The organism is Diaphorobacter oryzae DSM 22780 (assembly GCF_059568935.1).
On record NZ_JCANUL010000013.1, the window covers coordinates 1 to 17171 of the forward strand.

The 17171-nt window shown below is 69.1% G+C and carries 15 protein-coding genes; 1 reads left to right on the forward strand and 14 read right to left on the reverse strand.

The window, feature by feature from the left end:
• Positions 1-417 precede the first annotated feature (417 nt).
• From gshB to BP68_RS16445, 7 genes are all read right to left on the reverse strand, one after another.
• Positions 418-1374, reverse strand: coding sequence for a glutathione synthase (gene gshB, locus BP68_RS16415; RefSeq protein ID WP_496373721.1), 957 nt, complete (start codon positions 1372-1374; stop codon positions 418-420).
• A gap of 26 nt (positions 1375-1400) precedes the next feature.
• The gene (locus BP68_RS16420; RefSeq protein ID WP_496373723.1) at positions 1401-2594 is read right to left on the reverse strand and encodes a benzoate/H(+) symporter BenE family transporter; all 1194 of its coding nucleotides are present in this window, start codon (positions 2592-2594) and stop codon (positions 1401-1403) included.
• 120 nt (positions 2595-2714) lie between these two features.
• On the reverse strand, positions 2715-4583 hold the full coding sequence (locus BP68_RS16425; protein ID WP_496373725.1) for a potassium transporter Kup: 1869 nt from the start codon (positions 4581-4583) through the stop codon (positions 2715-2717).
• A gap of 139 nt (positions 4584-4722) precedes the next feature.
• On the reverse strand, positions 4723-6018 hold the full coding sequence (gshA, locus tag BP68_RS16430) for a glutamate--cysteine ligase (protein WP_496373727.1): 1296 nt from the start codon (positions 6016-6018) through the stop codon (positions 4723-4725).
• Positions 6019-6073: 55 nt separating this feature from the next.
• A complete protein-coding gene (locus BP68_RS16435; RefSeq protein ID WP_496373729.1) occupies positions 6074-7540 on the reverse strand; it encodes a TrkH family potassium uptake protein in 1467 nt (488 codons plus the stop codon).
• A 15-nt stretch (positions 7541-7555) separates the two neighbouring features.
• Positions 7556-9010: a Trk system potassium transporter TrkA gene (gene trkA, locus BP68_RS16440; protein WP_496373731.1), complete on the reverse strand. Its 1455-nt coding sequence runs from the start codon at positions 9008-9010 to the stop codon at positions 7556-7558.
• Positions 9011-9070: 60 nt separating this feature from the next.
• Entirely contained in the window at positions 9071-10351 is a 1281-nt protein-coding gene (locus tag BP68_RS16445) for a glutamate-5-semialdehyde dehydrogenase (protein WP_496373733.1), read from the reverse strand.
• A gap of 83 nt (positions 10352-10434) precedes the next feature.
• On the opposite strand from BP68_RS16445, the gene BP68_RS16450 reads away from it, so the two are divergent.
• The gene (locus BP68_RS16450; protein ID WP_496373735.1) at positions 10435-10737 is read left to right on the forward strand and encodes a hypothetical protein; all 303 of its coding nucleotides are present in this window, start codon (positions 10435-10437) and stop codon (positions 10735-10737) included.
• 7 nt (positions 10738-10744) lie between these two features.
• Here BP68_RS16450 and BP68_RS16455 read toward each other — a convergent pair whose 3' ends face one another.
• The 7 genes from BP68_RS16455 to BP68_RS16485 form a co-directional block, all read right to left on the reverse strand.
• Complete coding sequence (locus tag BP68_RS16455) at positions 10745-11173, reverse strand: helix-turn-helix domain-containing protein (RefSeq protein WP_496373737.1); 429 nt, start codon at positions 11171-11173, stop codon at positions 10745-10747.
• 145 nt (positions 11174-11318) lie between these two features.
• Positions 11319-11630 carry an HU family DNA-binding protein gene (locus BP68_RS16460; RefSeq protein WP_496373739.1) on the reverse strand — a complete coding sequence of 104 codons (312 nt, stop codon included), beginning with the start codon at positions 11628-11630 and terminating at the stop codon, positions 11319-11321.
• Between the two features lie 114 nt (positions 11631-11744).
• Entirely contained in the window at positions 11745-12890 is a 1146-nt protein-coding gene (locus tag BP68_RS16465) for an acyl-CoA dehydrogenase family protein (RefSeq protein WP_496373741.1), read from the reverse strand.
• 1 nt (position 12891) lies between these two features.
• Positions 12892-14010 (reverse strand): LLM class flavin-dependent oxidoreductase, encoded by a 1119-nt coding sequence (locus BP68_RS16470; protein WP_496373743.1) that lies wholly within the window; start codon positions 14008-14010, stop codon positions 12892-12894.
• A 147-nt stretch (positions 14011-14157) separates the two neighbouring features.
• Positions 14158-15336, reverse strand: a complete 1179-nt coding sequence (locus BP68_RS16475; RefSeq protein ID WP_496373745.1) for a c-type cytochrome — start codon at positions 15334-15336, stop codon at positions 14158-14160.
• A complete protein-coding gene (locus BP68_RS16480; protein WP_496373747.1) occupies positions 15333-16139 on the reverse strand; it encodes an ABC transporter ATP-binding protein in 807 nt (268 codons plus the stop codon). Before BP68_RS16480 ends, BP68_RS16475 begins: the two co-directional genes overlap by 4 nt.
• Complete coding sequence (locus BP68_RS16485) at positions 16133-17155, reverse strand: ABC transporter permease (protein WP_496373749.1); 1023 nt, start codon at positions 17153-17155, stop codon at positions 16133-16135. Before BP68_RS16485 ends, BP68_RS16480 begins: the two co-directional genes overlap by 7 nt.
• Positions 17156-17171 lie beyond the last annotated feature (16 nt).

Sequence of the window (17171 nt, forward strand, 5' to 3'; positions counted from 1 at the left end):
TCTATTCTCATGAGCGTTTGATAGTTCCAAAGAACTTGGCACCCGCCATCAAACGCCCACGCTTATCGGCTGTATGTTTTTAATGAACCAAAAGCCAAAATTTTTTCTGACTTTCTAGCTTTGCTGCGATCAGCGAAGCCTTGAATTCTAACACAGTTTTAAAAGACCTGTCAAACTTTGTGGCCTTTCGGCCTTTTCGCTTTATTCACCAATCTGCAACTTTCATCGCAGACCGCCTCAGCAGCGAAGCCTTGAATTCTATACCGGTTTTAAGCACCGAATCAACTCAAGGCAGAGGAATTTTTTAGCTTCCTCTTCTTGCTGCAGAAGAGCCCTTTTGAAGGACTTCCGCTGCAGCAAGCTGGCTAGTGTAACTGAGAAATCCCACAAAAAAGGAAACGTGGTTCCGCCAACGAATTACTTTACGGATGAAGCGACGGCAGCCTCGAGCGCATCCACGAACAGGGCCGCCACGTCGCAGCCGGTTTGGTCATAGATTTCCTGGAAACAGGTAGGGCTGGTGACATTGATCTCCGTGACGCAGTCGCCAATGACATCCACACCCGCCAGCAGCAGGCCGCGCTCGCGCAGCACCATTCCTAGCGATTCCGCAATCTGCTCGTCCCGAGCCGTGAGCGCCCGCGCCACGCCAAGCCCCCCCGCCGCCAAGTTACCCCGCACCTCGCTTCCTTGAGGAATGCGTGCCAGGCAATAGGGGACGGGCTTGCCGCCGATGATGAGCACGCGCTTGTCGCCCTCGGCGATCTCCGGCAGGAACTTCTGCACCATGACGCTCTGGCTTCCATCCCTATTCAGGGTCTCGATGATGCTGCCCAGGTTCAGGCCGTCGGGTCCGACACGGAAGATGCCCATGCCGCCCATGCCATCCAGCGGCTTGAGGATGATGTCGCCATGTTCCGCATGGAAGCGCCGGATGTCCTGCGGGTCGCGCGTCACCAGCGTGGGGCCGATGAACTGCGGAAACTCCATGATCGCCAGCTTTTCCGGATGGTCGCGCAGCGCCCTGGGTTTGTTGAATACCCGCGCGCCCTCACGTTCGGCCTGCTCCAGCAGATGGGTGGCGTAAAAGTACTCGCTGTCGAACGGCGGGTCCTTGCGCATGAGCACGGCGTCGAAATCGGCCAGCGCCACTTCGCGCTGGGCGCGAACGGTGAACCACTCCGACGCGTCTGCCGTGAGGATGATGTCCCGCACGCGCGCCATGACCTTTCCGCCACGCTGCCAATGCAGGTGTTGCTGCTCGCACACCGCCAGTGCGTGGCCCCGTCGTTGCGCCTCGCGCATCATGGCAAATGTGGTGTCCTTATGGATCTTGAAATACTCAAGCGGATCGGCGACGAAGAGAAGATTCATGGGCTGCGCGGGAAAGGTTGCAAACACTATCGCGGCGCCTGGGGTGCGCGAGAGCGCCCATACTGTTGCACAAATAGCGCAACACTGCCGGCGACCACGCCCCAGAACGCCGAGCCAATGCCGGCGATGGTCACCCCGCTGAGCGTGACCAGGAAGGTGACGAGCGCTGCCTCGCGGTGGCTTTCCGCCTGCAGCGCCGACGCCAGGCCGCCGCCGATGGCGCCCAGCAAGGCCAGGCCGGCGATCGCCACGACCAGTTCCTGGGGAAAGGCCGTCAGCAGCCCCGTGACCACCGCTCCGCAAATACCCACGGCGATGTACAGCAACCCGCACGACGCCGCTGCCGTGTAGCGCCGTGCGCGGTCCGGGTGCGCCTCCGGCCCCATGCAGATGGCGGCCGTGATGGCGCTGAAGTTCAGCGCAAAGGCCCCGAACGGCGCCAGCACCAGCGTCACCAAGCCCGTCATGCTGATGAGACGCGACACCGGCAACTGGTAGCCCGTGGCGCGCATGACGGCGACGCCCGGCAGGTTCTGCGACGCCATGGTCACGATGAACAGCGGCAGCGCCAGGCTCATCATGGCCTGTACGCTGAACTCAGGCATGGTGAACACCGGCATGGCCAGGGCCCAATGGACGGCCGACCAGCGCAGTTGCCCTCCGACCGCCGCCCAGGCGATGCCGGCCGCCAGGGTGAGCACCACGGCGTAGCGCGGCAGCAAACGCCGGGCCACCAGGTAGGTGAGCAGCATCGCCAGCACCAGCGGCAGCGCCGTCTGCAGTGCCGCGAAGGCCTGCATGCCAAAGCGCGCCAGCACGCCCGCCAGCAGCGCGGAGGCCAGCTCCATGGGAATGCGGTTCATGACCCGTTCGAACCAGCCCGTCACGCCTGCCAGCGTGATGAGCAGCGCGCACACCATGAAGGCGCCGACCGCCTCTCCCATGCTGAAGCCCCCGGCCATGCCCGCCGTCGCCAGCACGGCAGCCCCGGGCGTGGACCACGCCACCATCACCGGCTGGCGCAGGATGAGCGAGGGCACGAGGGAGCACAGGCCCATGCCCCAACCCAGGGCCCACATCCAGGAGGTGATTTGCTCGGGCGTGGCGCCGAACGCCTGCGCCGCCTGGAACACGATGGCCACGGAGCTGGTGAACCCCACGAGCACCGCTACGAAGCCCGCCGTGAAGGCCGACAGGCTCAGGTCTTTGAGAAATCGCATGGCGGCAGATTGTGGCACCGCCGCCCGGTGGCCGCTGCGCATGGCGCATCAAAAACCATAGCTATCAGCGCTTGACACATAAGCGCAGAAGGCCAAAAATCCTTGAAGCCGGGATTCCCATCAGATCTCGACCTTGGACCCCAGCTCCACCACGGCATTGCTCGGCAGATGCAGAAAGGCCGCCACGCCGCTGGCGTTGTGGTGCATCTGGGCAAACAGCTTTTCGCGCCAGGGCGCCATGCCGCTGCCGATGGTGGGCACCACCACGTCGCGCGAGAGGAAGTAGCTGGTGTTCATGGCGTCGAGCTCGCAGCCGCGCCCCTGCATGAGGCGCAGCGCGCTCGGCAGATCCAGTTCGTTCTTGAAGCCGTAGTTCACCGCGACCTGCCAGCAGTCGCCGCCCAGGGGCTGCACCTGCAGCCGCTGGTCGAGGCCGATCCAGGGCGTCTCGTGGTAGCACACGGTCACGAACAGGTTCTGGCGGTGCAGCACCTTGTTGTGCTTGAGGTTGTGCAGCAGCGCATTCGGCACCACCCCCGCCTCGGCGCTGAGGAACACCGCCGTGCCCTCCACGCGCATGGGCGGGTTGGCCTGCACCGAGGCCAGGAAGTCCTGCAGCCCGATGGAGTCCTCGCGCAGCTTGTCGTTGAGCAACTCGCGTCCCCGCTTCCAGGTCATCATGAGCGTGAACAGCAGCCCGCCGATCAGCAGCGGGAACCAGCCGCCCTGGAGCAGCTTGAGCAGGTTGGAGCTGAAAAACGCCAGGTCCACGATGAAGAAGAACCCCGTGGCGGCCACGCACAGCGCCAGCGGATAGCCCCAGCCATAGCGGATCACGAAGAAGGTGAGCACGGTGGTGATCAGCATGTCCAGCGTCACGGCAATGCCATAGGCCGCCGCCAGGTTGCTGCTGGACCGGAACATGACCACCGCCAGCACGATGGCGACGAACAGGCTCCAGTTCACGAACGGCAGGTAGATCTGGCCGGTCTCGCGCACGCTGGTGTGCTGGATGTTCAGGCGCGGCAGATAGCCGAGCTGGATCACCTGCTTGGTGACGCTGAACGCCCCGGTGATCAGGGCCTGCGAGGCGATCACCGTGGCCATCGTGGCCAGCACCACCAGCGGCACCAGCGCCCAGTCGGGCGCCATCATGTAGAACGGATTCTTCACCGCGGCCGGCTCGGTCAGCAGCAAGGCCCCCTGGCCGAAGTAGTTGGTCGTGAGCGCGGGCATGGCCACGCAGAACCAGGCTAGGCGGATGGGACGCTTGCCGAAATGCCCCAGGTCGGCGTACAGCGCCTCGGCGCCGGTGACACACAGCACCACCGCCCCCAGGATGATGAAGCTGATGCCCGGGTTCTCCCAGATGAAGGCCAGCGCATGGTGCGGACTCAGCGCACCAAGGATCTCGGGGTGCTTCAGGATATGCGGCACGCCCAGTGCGGCAATGGTGATGAACCACACCAGCGTGACCGGCCCGAAGAAACGCCCTACGCCCGAAGTGCCGTGCTTTTGCAGCGCAAACAGGCAAAACAGCACCACCAGCGTCAGCGGTATGACCGCCTTGCCGAAATGCGGCGAGACCACCTCCAGCCCCTCGATGGCCGAGAGCACCGAGATGGCCGGCGTGATCACCCCGTCGCCATAGAACAAGCAGGTGCCGAAGATCCCCAGCCCGAGCAGCCAGGCCCGCAGCCGCGGCCGCTCCTTCACCGCCTGCGAGGCCAGCGCCAGCATGGCGATCAGCCCGCCCTCGCCATTGTTGTCGGCTCGCAGCACCAGCACCACGTACTTGAGCGAGACGATGATGGTGAGCGTCCAGAACAGGACGGAGAGCACTCCGTAGACATTGGCGTGCGTGAACGGCACATGGCCGGAGCCGAAGACCTCCTTGACCGCATACAGCACGCTGGTGCCGATGTCGCCATAGACGACGCCGATGGCACCCAGGGTGAGTGCCGCTAACGACGATTTGGTGTTTTGCACGGTGGGATGGCCCAGGCCTTCAGCCCGAACGGTCCTTGATGGTTTTGCAGGACCGCCATTGTGCGCCGGGGCCATCCGGAGTGCATGCGGGTATCCGCCTTGTTGCAGCGCAACAACTGGCGCTTCCCGCGGTGCCTAATCAGTCGTAGACCTCGGCCTCGGGGTCGGTGGCCTCCAGTTCATAGCTGGCGGCAAGCATGGCCAGGCGGGCGATCACGCCATACATGTAGAAACGATTGGGCGCGCTGGCGCCCGGGCGGGCGCCGGGCTGCGGCAGGTGGGTGCTGTGCTCGAACGCCAGCGGCACGAAGCTGGCGCCGGGCGCGTTCAGGTTCTCGTCCACGCCGCGCTCGGCATGCATGCGGTAGAAGCCACCGACCACGTAGCGGTCCATCATGTAGACCACGGGCTCGGCCACGGCCTCGTGCACGCGCTCCTGCGTCAACACCCCCTCCTGCACGATCACGTCATGCACCACCTGCCCGTCCTTGATGACGGCCATCTTGTTGCGGGTCTTGCGGTTGAGCCCGTCCAGCTCCTTGGCATCGCGCACGGTCATGATGCCCATGCCGTAGGTCCCGTTGTCGGCCTTGACGACGACGAAGGGCTTTTCGTTGATGCCGTATTCCTTGTACTTGCGCCGCACCTTGGCCAGCGTCGCGTCGACGGCGCTGCGCAGGCCCTCCAGGCCGGTGTCCTCGTTGAAGTCCACCCCCTCGCAGCGGCTGAACAGCGGGTTGATGAGCCAGGGGTCGATGCCCAGCATCTTGCCGAAACGCTTGGCCACCTCTTCGTAGCTCTGGAAATGGCGGCTCTTCCTGCGCACGCTCCAGCCCGCGTGCAGCGGCGGCAGCAGGTACTGCTCGTACAGCTCCTCCAGGATGCCGGGCGGGCCGGCCGACAGGTCGTTGTTCAGCAGGATCGTGCAGGGGTCGAAGTTCTTCAGCCCCAGGCGGCGCTTGCTGCGGATCACCGGCTCCAGCGTCACCGTCTCGCCATGGGGCAGCGTAATGGTGGTGGTCTTCTTGATGTCCGGGCTGATGGAGCCCACGCGCACGTTCAGGCCGGCCATGTTGAAGATGCGCTGCAGCTGCGCCACGTTGGCCAGGTAGAAGGTGTTGCGCGAATGGTTCTCGGGAATGATCAAGAGGTTGCGCGCCTCGGGGCAGATCTTCTCGATCGCCGCCATGGCGGCCTGCACGGCCAGCGGCAGCATCTCGTTGGTGAGATTGTTCCAGCCGCCCGGAAACAGGTTGGTGTCCACCGGCGCCAGCTTGAAGCCGGCATTGCGGATGTCCACCGAGGAATAGAACGGCGGCGTGTGCTCCATCCATTCCAGGCGGAACCAGCGCTCGATGGCCGGCATGGAGTCGAGGATGCGCTGCTCCAGCTCGTTGATCGGCCCGGTGAGAGCGGTGATGAGATGGGGAACCATGGATAGCCCTCGGGGAAGACGGAAAAGTCGTTGGCGATCGATTGTAGGGACTGCCCTAGCGGCGCCAGAACGCCGGCGTGAGCAGGGCCATGAAGCTCAGGATCTCCAGACGCCCAAGCAGCATGGCCAGCGTGCAGACCCAGAGCTGGAAGTCGGTGAGCACGGAATAGTTGGAGGCCGGCCCCAGCAGCCCCAGGCCCGGCCCCGTGCAGTGCACGCTGGCCAGCACCGCTGAAAAGGCGGTCACCATGTCCAGGTCGGTCAGCAGCAGCACCATGCTCAGCGTGATCACCGTGGCGCCGTAGACCAGCATGAAGGCCAGCACCGAAAAGATCATGCGGTTCTCCACCACCCGCTCGCCCAGGCGCACGGGCTGCACCGCGCGCGGATGCACGATGCGCGTCATCTCGCGGCGCGCCTGCTTGAGCAGGATGAGCATGCGCACCATCTTGATGCCGCCACCCGTGGAGCCGGCGCTCGTCGCCACGCCGGACAGCAGCAGCATGAACACCGGCGCGAACACCGGCCAGGCCAGGTAGTCGGTGGTGGCAAAGCCCGTCGTCGTGGCCACGGACACCACGTTGAACATGCCGTGGCGCAGCGCCTGCAGCGGGTCGTACACGCCCTTGGCCCACAGCAGCAGCGCCACCGCCAGGCCGCCGCCCACCAGCGCGGCCATGGTGGCGCGCATCTCGGGGTCGCGCCAGAAGCCCCGCCAGTGGCCCTTGCGCAGCGCGATGAAGTACAGGGCGAAATTGCAGCTCGCGCACAGCATGAAGCCCAGCGCAATGGCCTCGAGCAGCGGTGACTCGAAGTAGCCAAAGCTCGCGTCGTGGGGCGACAGCCCTCCCAGGCTCACGGTGGCGAACATGTGCATGATCGCGTCCGGCGGCGTCATGCCGCCCAGCCAGAACGCGAGGGCGCAGCCCAGCGAGAACACCACGTACACGCCCCACAGGCCCTTGGCGGTTTCCGTCATGCGCGGCGTGAGCTTGGTGTCCTTCACCGGGCCGGCAGCCTCGGCCTTGAAGAGCTGGCTGCCGCCCACCCCCAGCAGCGGCAGCACGGCCACGGCCAGGATCAGGATGCCCATGCCGCCCATCCACTGCATGAACGTGCGCCACATGTTCACCGACAGCGGCAGCTGGTCCAGCTGGGCCAGCACGGTGGCCCCGGTGGTGGTCAGCCCCGACACCGACTCGAAGTACGCATGCGTGAACGACATCGGCCGGCCGATGGAGTGCATCACCAGCAGCAGCGGCAAAGCCGCAAACAGCGGCAGCACCGCCCACACCAGCGACACCAGCATCACGCCGTGGCGCGGCAGCAGCTCGCGCCGGTGCGCGCGCAGCCCGCCCCACAGCAGCACGCTGGCCAGGCAGGTGACCGCCATGGACGCGACGTACTGCGGCCACAGTCCCTCGTCGGCCCAGACGGACGCGGCCAGCGGCACCCCCATGGAGGCGGCGAACATGGCCAAGAGCGCGCCCAGCAGGCGCAGTACGGGCAGCACGTCAGACATGGCTGTGCGACCGCATCAGAAGAACGTGGCGCTCACGCGGAACAGCTTTTCCACATCGCGCACCAGCCGCTTGTGGGGCAGGAAGAAGACCACATGGTCATTGCTCTCGATCACCGTGTGGCTGCGCGGAATGATCACCTCGGGCGGCGCATCGGCCGGGGGCTCGGAGCAGTCCTCGGGCAGGCCGCGCACGATCAGCCCCATGTGCACCTCGGGCGGCAGGTGGATCTCGCTGACCTTGCGCCCCACCACGCGCGAGCTCTTGCGGTCGCCGCGCGCCACGATCTCCAGCGCCTCGGCCACACCGCGGCGCAGGCTGTGCACGGCCTGCACGTCGCCCTGGCGCACATGGGCCAGCAGCTCGCCCAGCATGGCCTGCGCCGGCGACAGCGCAATGTCGATCTGCGTGCCGTGCATCAGGTCGGCATAGGTGCGGCGGTTGATGAGCGCCAGCACGCGGCGCGCGCCCAGGCGCTTGGCCAGCAGGCAGGACATGATGTTGTCCTCGTCGTCATCGGTGAGGGCGAGGAACAGGTCCACCTCCTCGATGCCCTCGTCGCCCAGCAGGTCCTCGTCGGTGGCATCGCCCTGCAGCACCAGAATGTCGGAGGGCAGCGCGGAGGCCAGCGCCACGCAGCGCTCGCTGCTCTCCTCCAGCACCTTGATGTGGAAGCGCCCAAGCTGGGCCAGCTGCCGCGCCAGGCGCATGCCCACGCGCCCGCCGCCGGCGATCATGATGCGCCGCACGGGCCGCGCGGGCTGCCCCTGCTGGCGGTTCAGCGCGGCCAGCACCTGCGGAATCTGCTCGCGCGCGGACAGCACGAAGACCTCGTCGCCCGCCTCCACGCGCGTGCCCCCGTCGCAGGGGATGAAGCGGTCGGGCTCGTCGGCAAAGCGGCGGTAGATGGCCACGATGCGCATGGCCACGTCGGGCGCGGTCTCGCGCATGGTGGCGATGCGCATGCCCACCATGGGCGCGCCGGGCCGCGCGCGCACCGACACCAGACAGGCGCGCCCGCCCGCGAACGCGCGCACCTGCAGCGCCTCGGGATACTCCACCAGCTTGCCGATGTAGCGCGTGAGCGACTCCTCGGGGCAGATGATGCGGTCCACGCCGAAGCCGTCCTTGCCCAGCAGCGCGCTGTCGCTCTCCAGCGCCATGCCCGACGAGCGCACGCGCGCAATGCGCGTGGGGATGCTGAACATGACCTGGGCCACCTTGCAGCACACCAGATTGGTCTCGTCCTGCGCGGCGCAGGCGATCAGCAGGTCGGTATCGCGCGCGCCGGCCTCGGCCAGCACCTGCGGATCGATGCCGTTGCCGACCACGCCGCGCAGGTCAAAGCGCGCCTCCAGCTCGCGCAGGCGCTCGGCGTCGGTGTCGATGACGGTGATGTCGTTCTTCTCCGACACCAGGCTCTCGGCCACGCTGTAACCCACGCGGCCTGCGCCCAGGATGATGATCTTCATGCGAAATTGGCCTTGAGCCCAATATTGGCAAGCGCAATAAGCTACAAAATCAGTAGCAAATCAGGCGCGCACCTCTCCCTCGCCCAGCACCACCCACTTGAGCGATGTCAGGCCCTCGATGCCCACCGGGCCGCGCGCGTGGAACTTGTCGGTGCTGATGCCGATTTCGGCACCCAGCCCGAACTCGAAGCCATCGGCGAAGCGCGTGCTGGCGTTCACCATCACGCTGGCCGAATCCACGTCGCGCAGGAAGCGCTGGGCGTGCATGTGGTTGGTGGTGAGGATGGCGTCGGTGTGGTGGCTGCCGTAGCGGTTGATGTGGGCAATGGCCTCGTCCAGCCCCGCCACCACCTTCACGCTGATGATGGGCGCCAGGTACTCCTCGCTCCAGTCCTGCTCGGTGGCCTCGGCCAGCCGGGCGCCGGGCACGGCGCGCAGGATGGCCAGCGCCTCGGCGTCGCCGCGCATCTCCACGCCCTTGGCGGCGTACACGGCGCCGATCTGCGGCAGGAACTGCGCCGCCACGCCGCGCGCCACCAGCAGGCCCTCGCTGGCGTTGCAGGGGCTGTACTTCTGCGTCTTGGCGTTGTCGGCCACCTTCACCGCCATGGCGATGTCGCAGGGGTCGTCCACGTAAGTGTGGCAGTTGCCGTCCAGGTGCTTGATGACGGGCACCTTGGCCTCGGCGCTGATGCGCTCGATCAGGCCCTTGCCGCCACGCGGAATGATCACGTCGACAAACGCGGGCATGGCGATCAGATGGCCCACGGCGGCGCGGTCGGTGGTCGTGACCAGCTGCACGCCATGCTCGGGCAGGCCGGCCTGGGCCAGCGCCTGCGCCACCAGGCGCGCCAGCGCCTTGTTGGACTCGATGGCCTCCGAGCCGCCGCGCAGGATGCAGGCGTTGCCGCTCTTGATCGACAGGCTGGCGGCCTCGATGGTCACGTTCGGGCGGCTCTCGTAGATCATGCCGAACACGCCGATCGGCACGCGCATCTGCCCCACGCGGATGCCGCTGGGCTGCTGCTTCATGCCGATGATCTCGCCAATGATGTCGGGCATGGCCGCCAGCTGCTCGCAGCCCTGGGCGCAGGTCTCGATCACCTGCGGCGTGAGCTTGAGGCGGTCCACCATGGGGGCGTCCAGCCCGGCGGCCACGGCGCGCTCCAGGTCGCGCGCGTTGTCCTGCTGCAGCGGCTGCACGTTGTCGCGCAGCAGTTGCGCCAGCGCCCGCAGTGCTTTGTTTTTTATAGCTGCTGGCGCTTGCGCCATAAGGGCTGCAGCCGTTTTTGCCTGCAAACCAAGCGTCTGGGTGTATTCAGCGATATTGAGCGCGTTCATGGCGTGATTCTGACGCAGTTCTCCACGCCCCCGCTGGCATGGGGACTGGCGCTACGCTTGGGGCCTTTGCCTCCCGCACCGCCATGACCATGGAACTTGCCGCCCACCAGCTCCAGAACCTGCAGGACGATCTGCGCGCCCTGCAGGCGCAGCGCCTGAGCAACCACGCCTTCAGCGCCGCCGCGCGCGGCCACTCAGTGCTGCTGGCGCGCCTGCCGCCGCGTTACGGCGAGGTGCTGCTCGGCCTGCTGGACCGGCTGGAGGCCGGCGCCCTGTTCACCGAGGAAAGCTGCTCCTTCAGCCACCAGGACCTGGTGGACAACCTGCAGCTGTGGGTGGACAAGGCGCGCGGCGCCCTGGAGCGCCCCGCGCCGGGAGCGGCGTGACGGGCCCTCAGCCCTGCAGGCTGGCGAGCGCCTGGCGCTTGCCCATCTTCAGGACCTGCTGAATGCGCTCCAGTTGCGCCGCGCGCGGCATGACCTTGCCGCTCTCCCAGCGGGACAGCGACAGGGGCGATGCGGCCAGCAGTTGCGCCATGGCCTGCTGGGTGAGCCCCAGCTGCTCGCGCTTGGCCGCCAGGGCCTGGGCGTTGAACTGAAAGCGCCGGCCGCCGCCCCGCTGGGCGCGCGGGGCCTGGGCCGGCGCGTCCTGGGCCGCTGGCGCGGGCTCTTCGCCCGTGCGCCGGCCAACCGCCCGGCGCAGGCTCTTGAGCTCGGCGGCCAGGGCTTTCACATCCCTTTTGAGCGCCGCCATGTCCGCGCGCTGGGCGCTGACCGTCTTGCGCAATGCGCCCAGTTCGGCCTTGACCTCTTTGCGCGCCATGCGCATGACTTCAGCGCTGAATGCTTTGGAAAATGTTGTCATCTGATTCCCGTCCCTGGCACTGGTGGGGTGCCGAGGAACTGCCATGAGTCTGCCGCCCGAGGCGCGCCGCGGGGGCCGCGCACCGGGCGGATGGGCTTGCGGATTACTTGGCGGCCTTGTCGGCCTTGCGCTTGGCCGCCTTGGGGTCGACCACGGCCTTGAACTTGGCGCCCGGCACGAACTTGGGCACGGTGGATGCGGGAATCTTCAGCGCCGCGCCGGTGGCGGGGTTCTTGCCGGTGCGCGCGGCGCGCTTGGCGGACTTGAAGGTGCCGAAGCCGACGAGCTGGACCGCGTCGCCCTTCTTCACCGCCGTCTGGATGGTCTCGATCAGGGTGTCGAGCACGGCGTTGGCGGCGACCTTGGTCAGGTCGTTCTTGGAGGCCAGGATGTCAACGAGTTGGGCGCGGTTCATGGTGAAGTTGCGTTGCAAGAGGGTTGGTGAGCCTGGATTTATATCCGATGCCCACACGCCCCGCCCATGAACCGCTGTGACGCCGAAGCACGGTGAACCGCCTCACACCGCGGCCTAGAGCCCCAGCGCCTGACGCCCGGCGGCGATGTGCACGCTGTCGTCCTGCGGCGTGTGGACCCGCCCGCACAGCACGTCGCGCAGATGGCGCTCCAGCGGGTTCCTGCGCGCCAGGCCATGGTTGCTGGCCAGCGGCAGGGCCGCCTGCACCGCCTCGATGGCGTTGGCCGTGGTGACGGCCTTCACCAGGCCGCTGTGCACCGTGGACACCGGGGTGCCGGCGTCCAGGTCGTGCGCCAGGCTGGCGATCAGCCGCTCGTTGGTGTGCAGCAAGGCCTCGATGCGGCCCAGCGCCTCCTGCGCGCGCGGCAGGGCGGCCAGCGGCGTTCCCAGGCTGGCGGGCGCACGCTCGCGCAGGAAGCGCACCAGCCAGTCGCGCGCCGCCTGGGCCACGCCGGTGTAGAGGGCGCCCAGCAGCAGGCCCATCTCGGCCAGCGCAGCGGGCTCGCCCCGGGCCCAGTCCTGCGGCGGGCGCAGGTCCAGCGCATGGTCGATGGGCGTGAACACCTCGTGGAACAACACATCGTGGCTGCCGCTCGCGCGCAGCCCCAGGTGGTCCCAGGTCGCCTCGATGCGTATGCCCGGGCTGTCGGCGCGCACCAGGAAGGCGCCCGTGCGCGGCTCGGCGTCGTCCGTGCGCGCCCACACCAGGTACCAGCGCAGGGCGGGGGCGCCGGTCGCATAGACCTTGTGGCCGGAGAGGCGCCAGCCCTCGGCCGTGCGCCTGGCCACCGTGGCCGGCAGGCCGCCGCGCGCGGGCGATCCCAGCTCGGGCTCCACGCGCAGCGCATTGATGAGCGAAACGCCCTGGGCCGCCTCGCGCACCAGCGTGCGCGCCAGCGCCTCGGGCCAGCGCGCGCCGGGCCGCCCCATGCCGCGCTGCTGGGTGTACTGCATGGTCAGCACCAGGGCCGTGGCCGGACAGCCGCGGGCCACGGCGCCGACCACCCCGGTCAGCTGCGCGGCCGAGGCCCCCTGCCCGCCCAGCGCACGCGGCGCGGCCAGGGCCAGCAGGCCGGCGCGCTGCAGCTGCGCGAAGTTGTCGTGGGGAAAGCTGCCCTCCCGGTCATGCAGCGGCGCACGCGCGGCAAAGCCCGCCGCCAGCGCACCGGCGGCCTGCTCCCAGGTCATGGGTGCGTTCATGTCAAGCCACCTTCAGGGCGGCCGCGGCGGCGGCGGTGCGCTCGCGCGCCGCGTCGCGCTCGGCCACCTTGGCGCGCACCAGGGGCAGCAGCTCGCGGCCGTACTCGATGGCATCCACCAGCGGGTCGAAGCCGCGCACCAGCAGCGTGCCGATGCCCAGGTCGTAGTACTTGAGCAGCGCGTCGGCCACCTGCTCCGGCGTGCCCACCAGCGCGGTGGAGTTGGAGCGCCCGCCGGTCTCGCGCGCGATGGCGGTCCACAGGCGCTCATCCACGCGGTCGCCCTTGGCGGCGTCGGCCAGCAGCCGGCGCGCGCCCTCGCTCTGCTGCGGCCCGGCCCCGCGCGCATGGGCGACCTGCACCTGCTGGCGGCGCGTATCGGCCAGGATGCGCTCGGCCTTGGCCCAGGCCTCGTCCTCCGTGCGGCCCAGGATGGGCCGAAAGGAGATGCTGAAGCCGATGCCACGGCCATGCTGCGCGGCCTCGGCCCGCACGCGGCGCACCAGGTCGTCGGCCTGCGCCAGCGACTCGCCCCACAGGGCATAGACATCGGCATGCCGGCCCGCCACCTGCAGCGCGGGCGCCGAGGCCCCGCCGAAGTAGATGGGCACATAGGGCCGCTGCAGCGGCTTGACCTCGGAGGTGGCGCCCTTCACGCGGTAGTAGCGGCCGGCATGGTCGAAGGGCTGGTCCTCGGTCCACACGCGGCGCAGCAGCGTGAGGTATTCGTCGGTACGTGCGTAGCGCTCGTCGTGCGCGTAAAAGTCGCCATCGCGCTGCTGGTCCACGTCGGAGCCGCCGCTGATGTAATGCACGGCCAGGCGCCCGCCGACATAGTGGTCCAGCGTGGCGATCTGGCGCGCGGCCAGCGTGGGCGCGACGAAGCCCGGCCGGTGCGCCAGCAGGAACTGGATTCTTTGCGTGGCCGCCGCCGCATGGGTGAGCGTCAGCAGCGTGTCGGGGCTGGACGAGCTGGCCGGCACGAGGATGCGGTCGAAGCCCGCATGCTCATGCGCCTGGGCGAAGAGGCGCACATAGGCAGGGTCCACCGCCGGCCCGCGGCGCGGGATCGTTTCGGACACTTCGTGCGGCTGGATCATGCCGATGATCTGGACGGGCATGCGGGGCTCCTTCAACGGTTGAGATGCAGGCCATGATCGGCAGGGGCCGGCGTTCGGCCAACGAAGAAAAACGGGTTTGCAACTGCGTTTTGCGTTGCCCGGGTGCAGGCGGCGCTGGCCCCGGGCAGACAGGCGCTGTGCGCCCTGTCAGCCATGCGGGAAGCCGCCGCGCACCAGGCGCACCGGTTCCGCGTCCATGCGGCGGATCAGCGCCTCCAGGCCATCCGCCGTGCCGGCGGGCACCACGGGCCGGCGCGCGGCGGGCGCGGTGCGGCACACCAGGTCTTCCTCCACCCAGGCGGGCTGCCCCGGCCGGCCGCGCGCGCGCAGCCAGCCCGCGCGGTCCACCAGCACCTGGTGGCCGCCGGCCGCCTCCGGGGGCACGCCGAGGGCCAAGGCCAGGGCCTGCGCCGCCGCCGGCTCCGGCACATGGCACTCCGCGTCCGCCCCCGCGGGCAGCCGCCCCAGCACCACCGTGGTCAGGCGCGGGTCGTCCTGCGGCAGGTCGGCGGCCCCATCGCCAGAGCCCCCGAACACCACGCGCAGGCGCTGGCCCGCGAGCGACCGCAGGGTGCGCGCACCCTGGCGGCAGTCGGCCGTCGCATCGGGCAGGCGCACCGGGCGCTCCCACGCGCCGCCCTCCTGCAGCATCCGCCCGGCGGCATGGGCCTGCAGGTAGTCCAGCACCTGCCAGATCTGCTCGTCGCTCACGGCGATCGCGGGGACCCCGGGCTTGGTGGCCCGGCCATCGCGCCCCTGCATGCCGTGGCGGATGCGCCAGAACAGCTCGCCGTCCAGCCGCTTCCACAGCAGCCCGCCGGTGAGCATGGGCGGCCACACGGGTTGCGATGCGGCGTCGGGCCCCTCGCCGCGTGCGTCCGCACCATGGCAGCGCACGCAATGCGCCTGGAACACCGCGCCGCCCCGTGCCACGCTGCCGGCGGTAAAGCCCGTGGGAGACTGGTGCATGCTGGTGGGCACGGCCGGGGCCAGCAGCAAATGCGCCTGCGGCCAAGGCGCCAGCACCAGCAGCAGCGCCGCCGCGGCGGCCAGCGGCCAGCGCGCGCGCCGCCACCCCAGGGCCAGCACGGCCGCCACCAGGGCGCCGGCCGCGCAGACCAGCGTGAGCAGCACGCGCCGCGCATGGCCGGCGTCGATGACCAGCATCTCGCCGGCCAGCCGCCGCGCGAACGGCCAGGCCGGCTGGCCCGCCACCGCGTCCGCGAGGCCCAGCGCATGCAGCATGTCGCGCAGCGCCAGTTGGCCAGCATGCAGCGCTTCCAGCAGGCCGTTCAGCACCTCCGGCGGCAGGGCAGCCTGGCTCACCAGCTGTCGCCCAGGCCCAGCAGTGCCAGCGCCTCGCGCCGCAGCTCCGCCAGGCGCGGATCGCCGCGATGGCGCGGGTACGGCAGGTCGACGCGCAGCTCCTGCCGGATGCGCGCGGGCCGGTCGGTGAACACCAGGACGCGCTGGGCCATGAAAAGCGCCTCCTCCACGTCGTGCGTCACCAGCAGGGCCGAGAACCCGGCGCGCTGCCACAGCGCCACCAGTTCGGTCTGCATGGCCAGGCGGGTGAGCGAGTCGAGCTTGCCCAGCGGCTCGTCCAGCACCAGCAGGCTCGGGTCGTTGACCAGCGCGCGCGCCAGGGCCACGCGCTGGGCCATGCCGCCCGACAGCTCGTGCGCGAATGCCTGCGCAAAGGGCGCCAGGCCCACCAGCGCCAGCGCCTCATCGACGCGCTGGCGCTGCCGGCGCAGCAGGCCGCGCGCCTGCAGGCCCAGCGCCACGTTGTCCCAGACGGTGCGCCAGGGGTAGAGCGTGGGGTCCTGGAAGACGACGATGCGCGACGGGTCGGGCCGCGTGATCGGCTGGCCGTCGTGCGCCAGGCTGCCGGCGGTGGCGTGCTCCAGCCCCGCCACCAGGCGCAGCAGCGTGCTCTTGCCGCAGCCGCTGGGGCCCAGCAGCGCGACGAACTCGCCGGGCGCGATGGACAGGTCAAGCGCATCGATCACATGCAGCGGCGCGCTGCCCTTGCCGCGCTGGGCGAACCAGTGGCTCACGTTGCGCACCTCGATGCGGGCGCCGCGCAGCGCGGGCCGCGCTGTGGGTTCGGTGGCGGCGATCACCATTGGACCATCCCCTTCTGCCAGGAGAGCACCCGGTCGCGCAGCGCGAACAGCAGCGTGATGACGCCCGAGAACAGGAGCGCCATCACCAGCAGCGCGGCGTACATGTTGGGGTAGGCGGCCCATCCCTGCGCCCAGGTCAGATACCAGCCCAGGCCGGCCTTCACGCCCAGCATCTCGGCCACCACCAGCGTGGAGAACGCCGCGCCCAGGCCCATGAACAGCCCCACGAAGACCTGCGGCAGCGCCGCCGGAATCGCCACGCGCAGCACCAGGAACCAGGGCGACGCGCCCAGGGTGCGCGCCACGTCGTAGTAGTTCTTGTGCACGTTGGCCACGCCCGACCAGGTGAGCACCGCCACCGGAAAGGCCATGCCCAGCGCGATCAGGAAGATGGCCGTGGACCAGCTCGACGGGAAGAAGTAGAAGCTGATGGGCAGCAGCGCCGTGGTGGGCACCGGCCCCAGAAAGCGCAGCACGGGGTGGATCCAGTAGCTGGCCGCGCGCGACCACCCGATCCACACGCCGATGACAAAGCCCGCCGCCGCGCCCAGCGCCACGCCCACGGCCAGCAGGCGCAGCGATGCGCCCGCGCTCTCCAGCAGGCGCGGCCAGTCGGTGGCATAGATTTCCACCAGCGTCTGCGGCGGCGCGAAGAACGGCGGCGGCAGCGCGCCCAGCTTGGCCGTGACCACCTCCCACAGCAGCAGCCCCCAGGCCGCGGCCACCAGCCAGGGGCCGGCGGGCTGCAGGCGGCGGCGCAGCCCGCCCAGGTCCACGGCGGCCAGCACCGACAGCAGCGCGGCCACCACGGCCGCGCCCCAGGCGAACTCCTCGGTGAAGGTCCATTCGTTGAAGCCCGCGGGCTTGTTGGGCCACTGGTGGGTCAGCACGGCCAGCACGGCCCAGGAGGCGGCGGCCCCCAGCCCCGTCCACCACAGGGCGGCCGGCGCGGGCGCGGCGCGGCGGCGCACGACCGTGGGCGGCGGCGGCAGGACTTGATCGACAACGGTACTCATGCGGCATCTCCCGGGG

Bases quoted from the DNA above. Each gene is read 5' to 3' on its own strand.
- gshB (WP_496373721.1), bottom strand. From the start codon at position 1,374: ATGAATCTTCTCTTCGTCGCCGATCCGCTTGAGTATTTCAAGATCCAT.
- BP68_RS16420 (WP_496373723.1), bottom strand. From the start codon at position 2,594: ATGCGATTTCTCAAAGACCTGAGCCTGTCGGCCTTCACGGCGGGCTTC.
- gshA (WP_496373727.1), bottom strand. From the start codon at position 6,018: ATGGTTCCCCATCTCATCACCGCTCTCACCGGGCCGATCAACGAGCTG.
- BP68_RS16435 (WP_496373729.1), bottom strand. From the start codon at position 7,540: ATGTCTGACGTGCTGCCCGTACTGCGCCTGCTGGGCGCGCTCTTGGCC.
- trkA (WP_496373731.1), bottom strand. From the start codon at position 9,010: ATGAAGATCATCATCCTGGGCGCAGGCCGCGTGGGTTACAGCGTGGCC.
- BP68_RS16445 (WP_496373733.1), bottom strand. From the start codon at position 10,351: ATGAACGCGCTCAATATCGCTGAATACACCCAGACGCTTGGTTTGCAG.
- BP68_RS16450 (WP_496373735.1), top strand. From the start codon at position 10,435: ATGACCATGGAACTTGCCGCCCACCAGCTCCAGAACCTGCAGGACGAT.
- BP68_RS16455 (WP_496373737.1), bottom strand. From the start codon at position 11,173: ATGGCGCGCAAAGAGGTCAAGGCCGAACTGGGCGCATTGCGCAAGACG.
- BP68_RS16460 (WP_496373739.1), bottom strand. From the start codon at position 11,630: ATGAACCGCGCCCAACTCGTTGACATCCTGGCCTCCAAGAACGACCTG.
- BP68_RS16465 (WP_496373741.1), bottom strand. From the start codon at position 12,890: ATGAACGCACCCATGACCTGGGAGCAGGCCGCCGGTGCGCTGGCGGCG.
- BP68_RS16470 (WP_496373743.1), bottom strand. From the start codon at position 14,010: ATGCCCGTCCAGATCATCGGCATGATCCAGCCGCACGAAGTGTCCGAA.
- BP68_RS16480 (WP_496373747.1), bottom strand. From the start codon at position 16,139: ATGGTGATCGCCGCCACCGAACCCACAGCGCGGCCCGCGCTGCGCGGC.
- BP68_RS16485 (WP_496373749.1), bottom strand. From the start codon at position 17,155: ATGAGTACCGTTGTCGATCAAGTCCTGCCGCCGCCGCCCACGGTCGTG.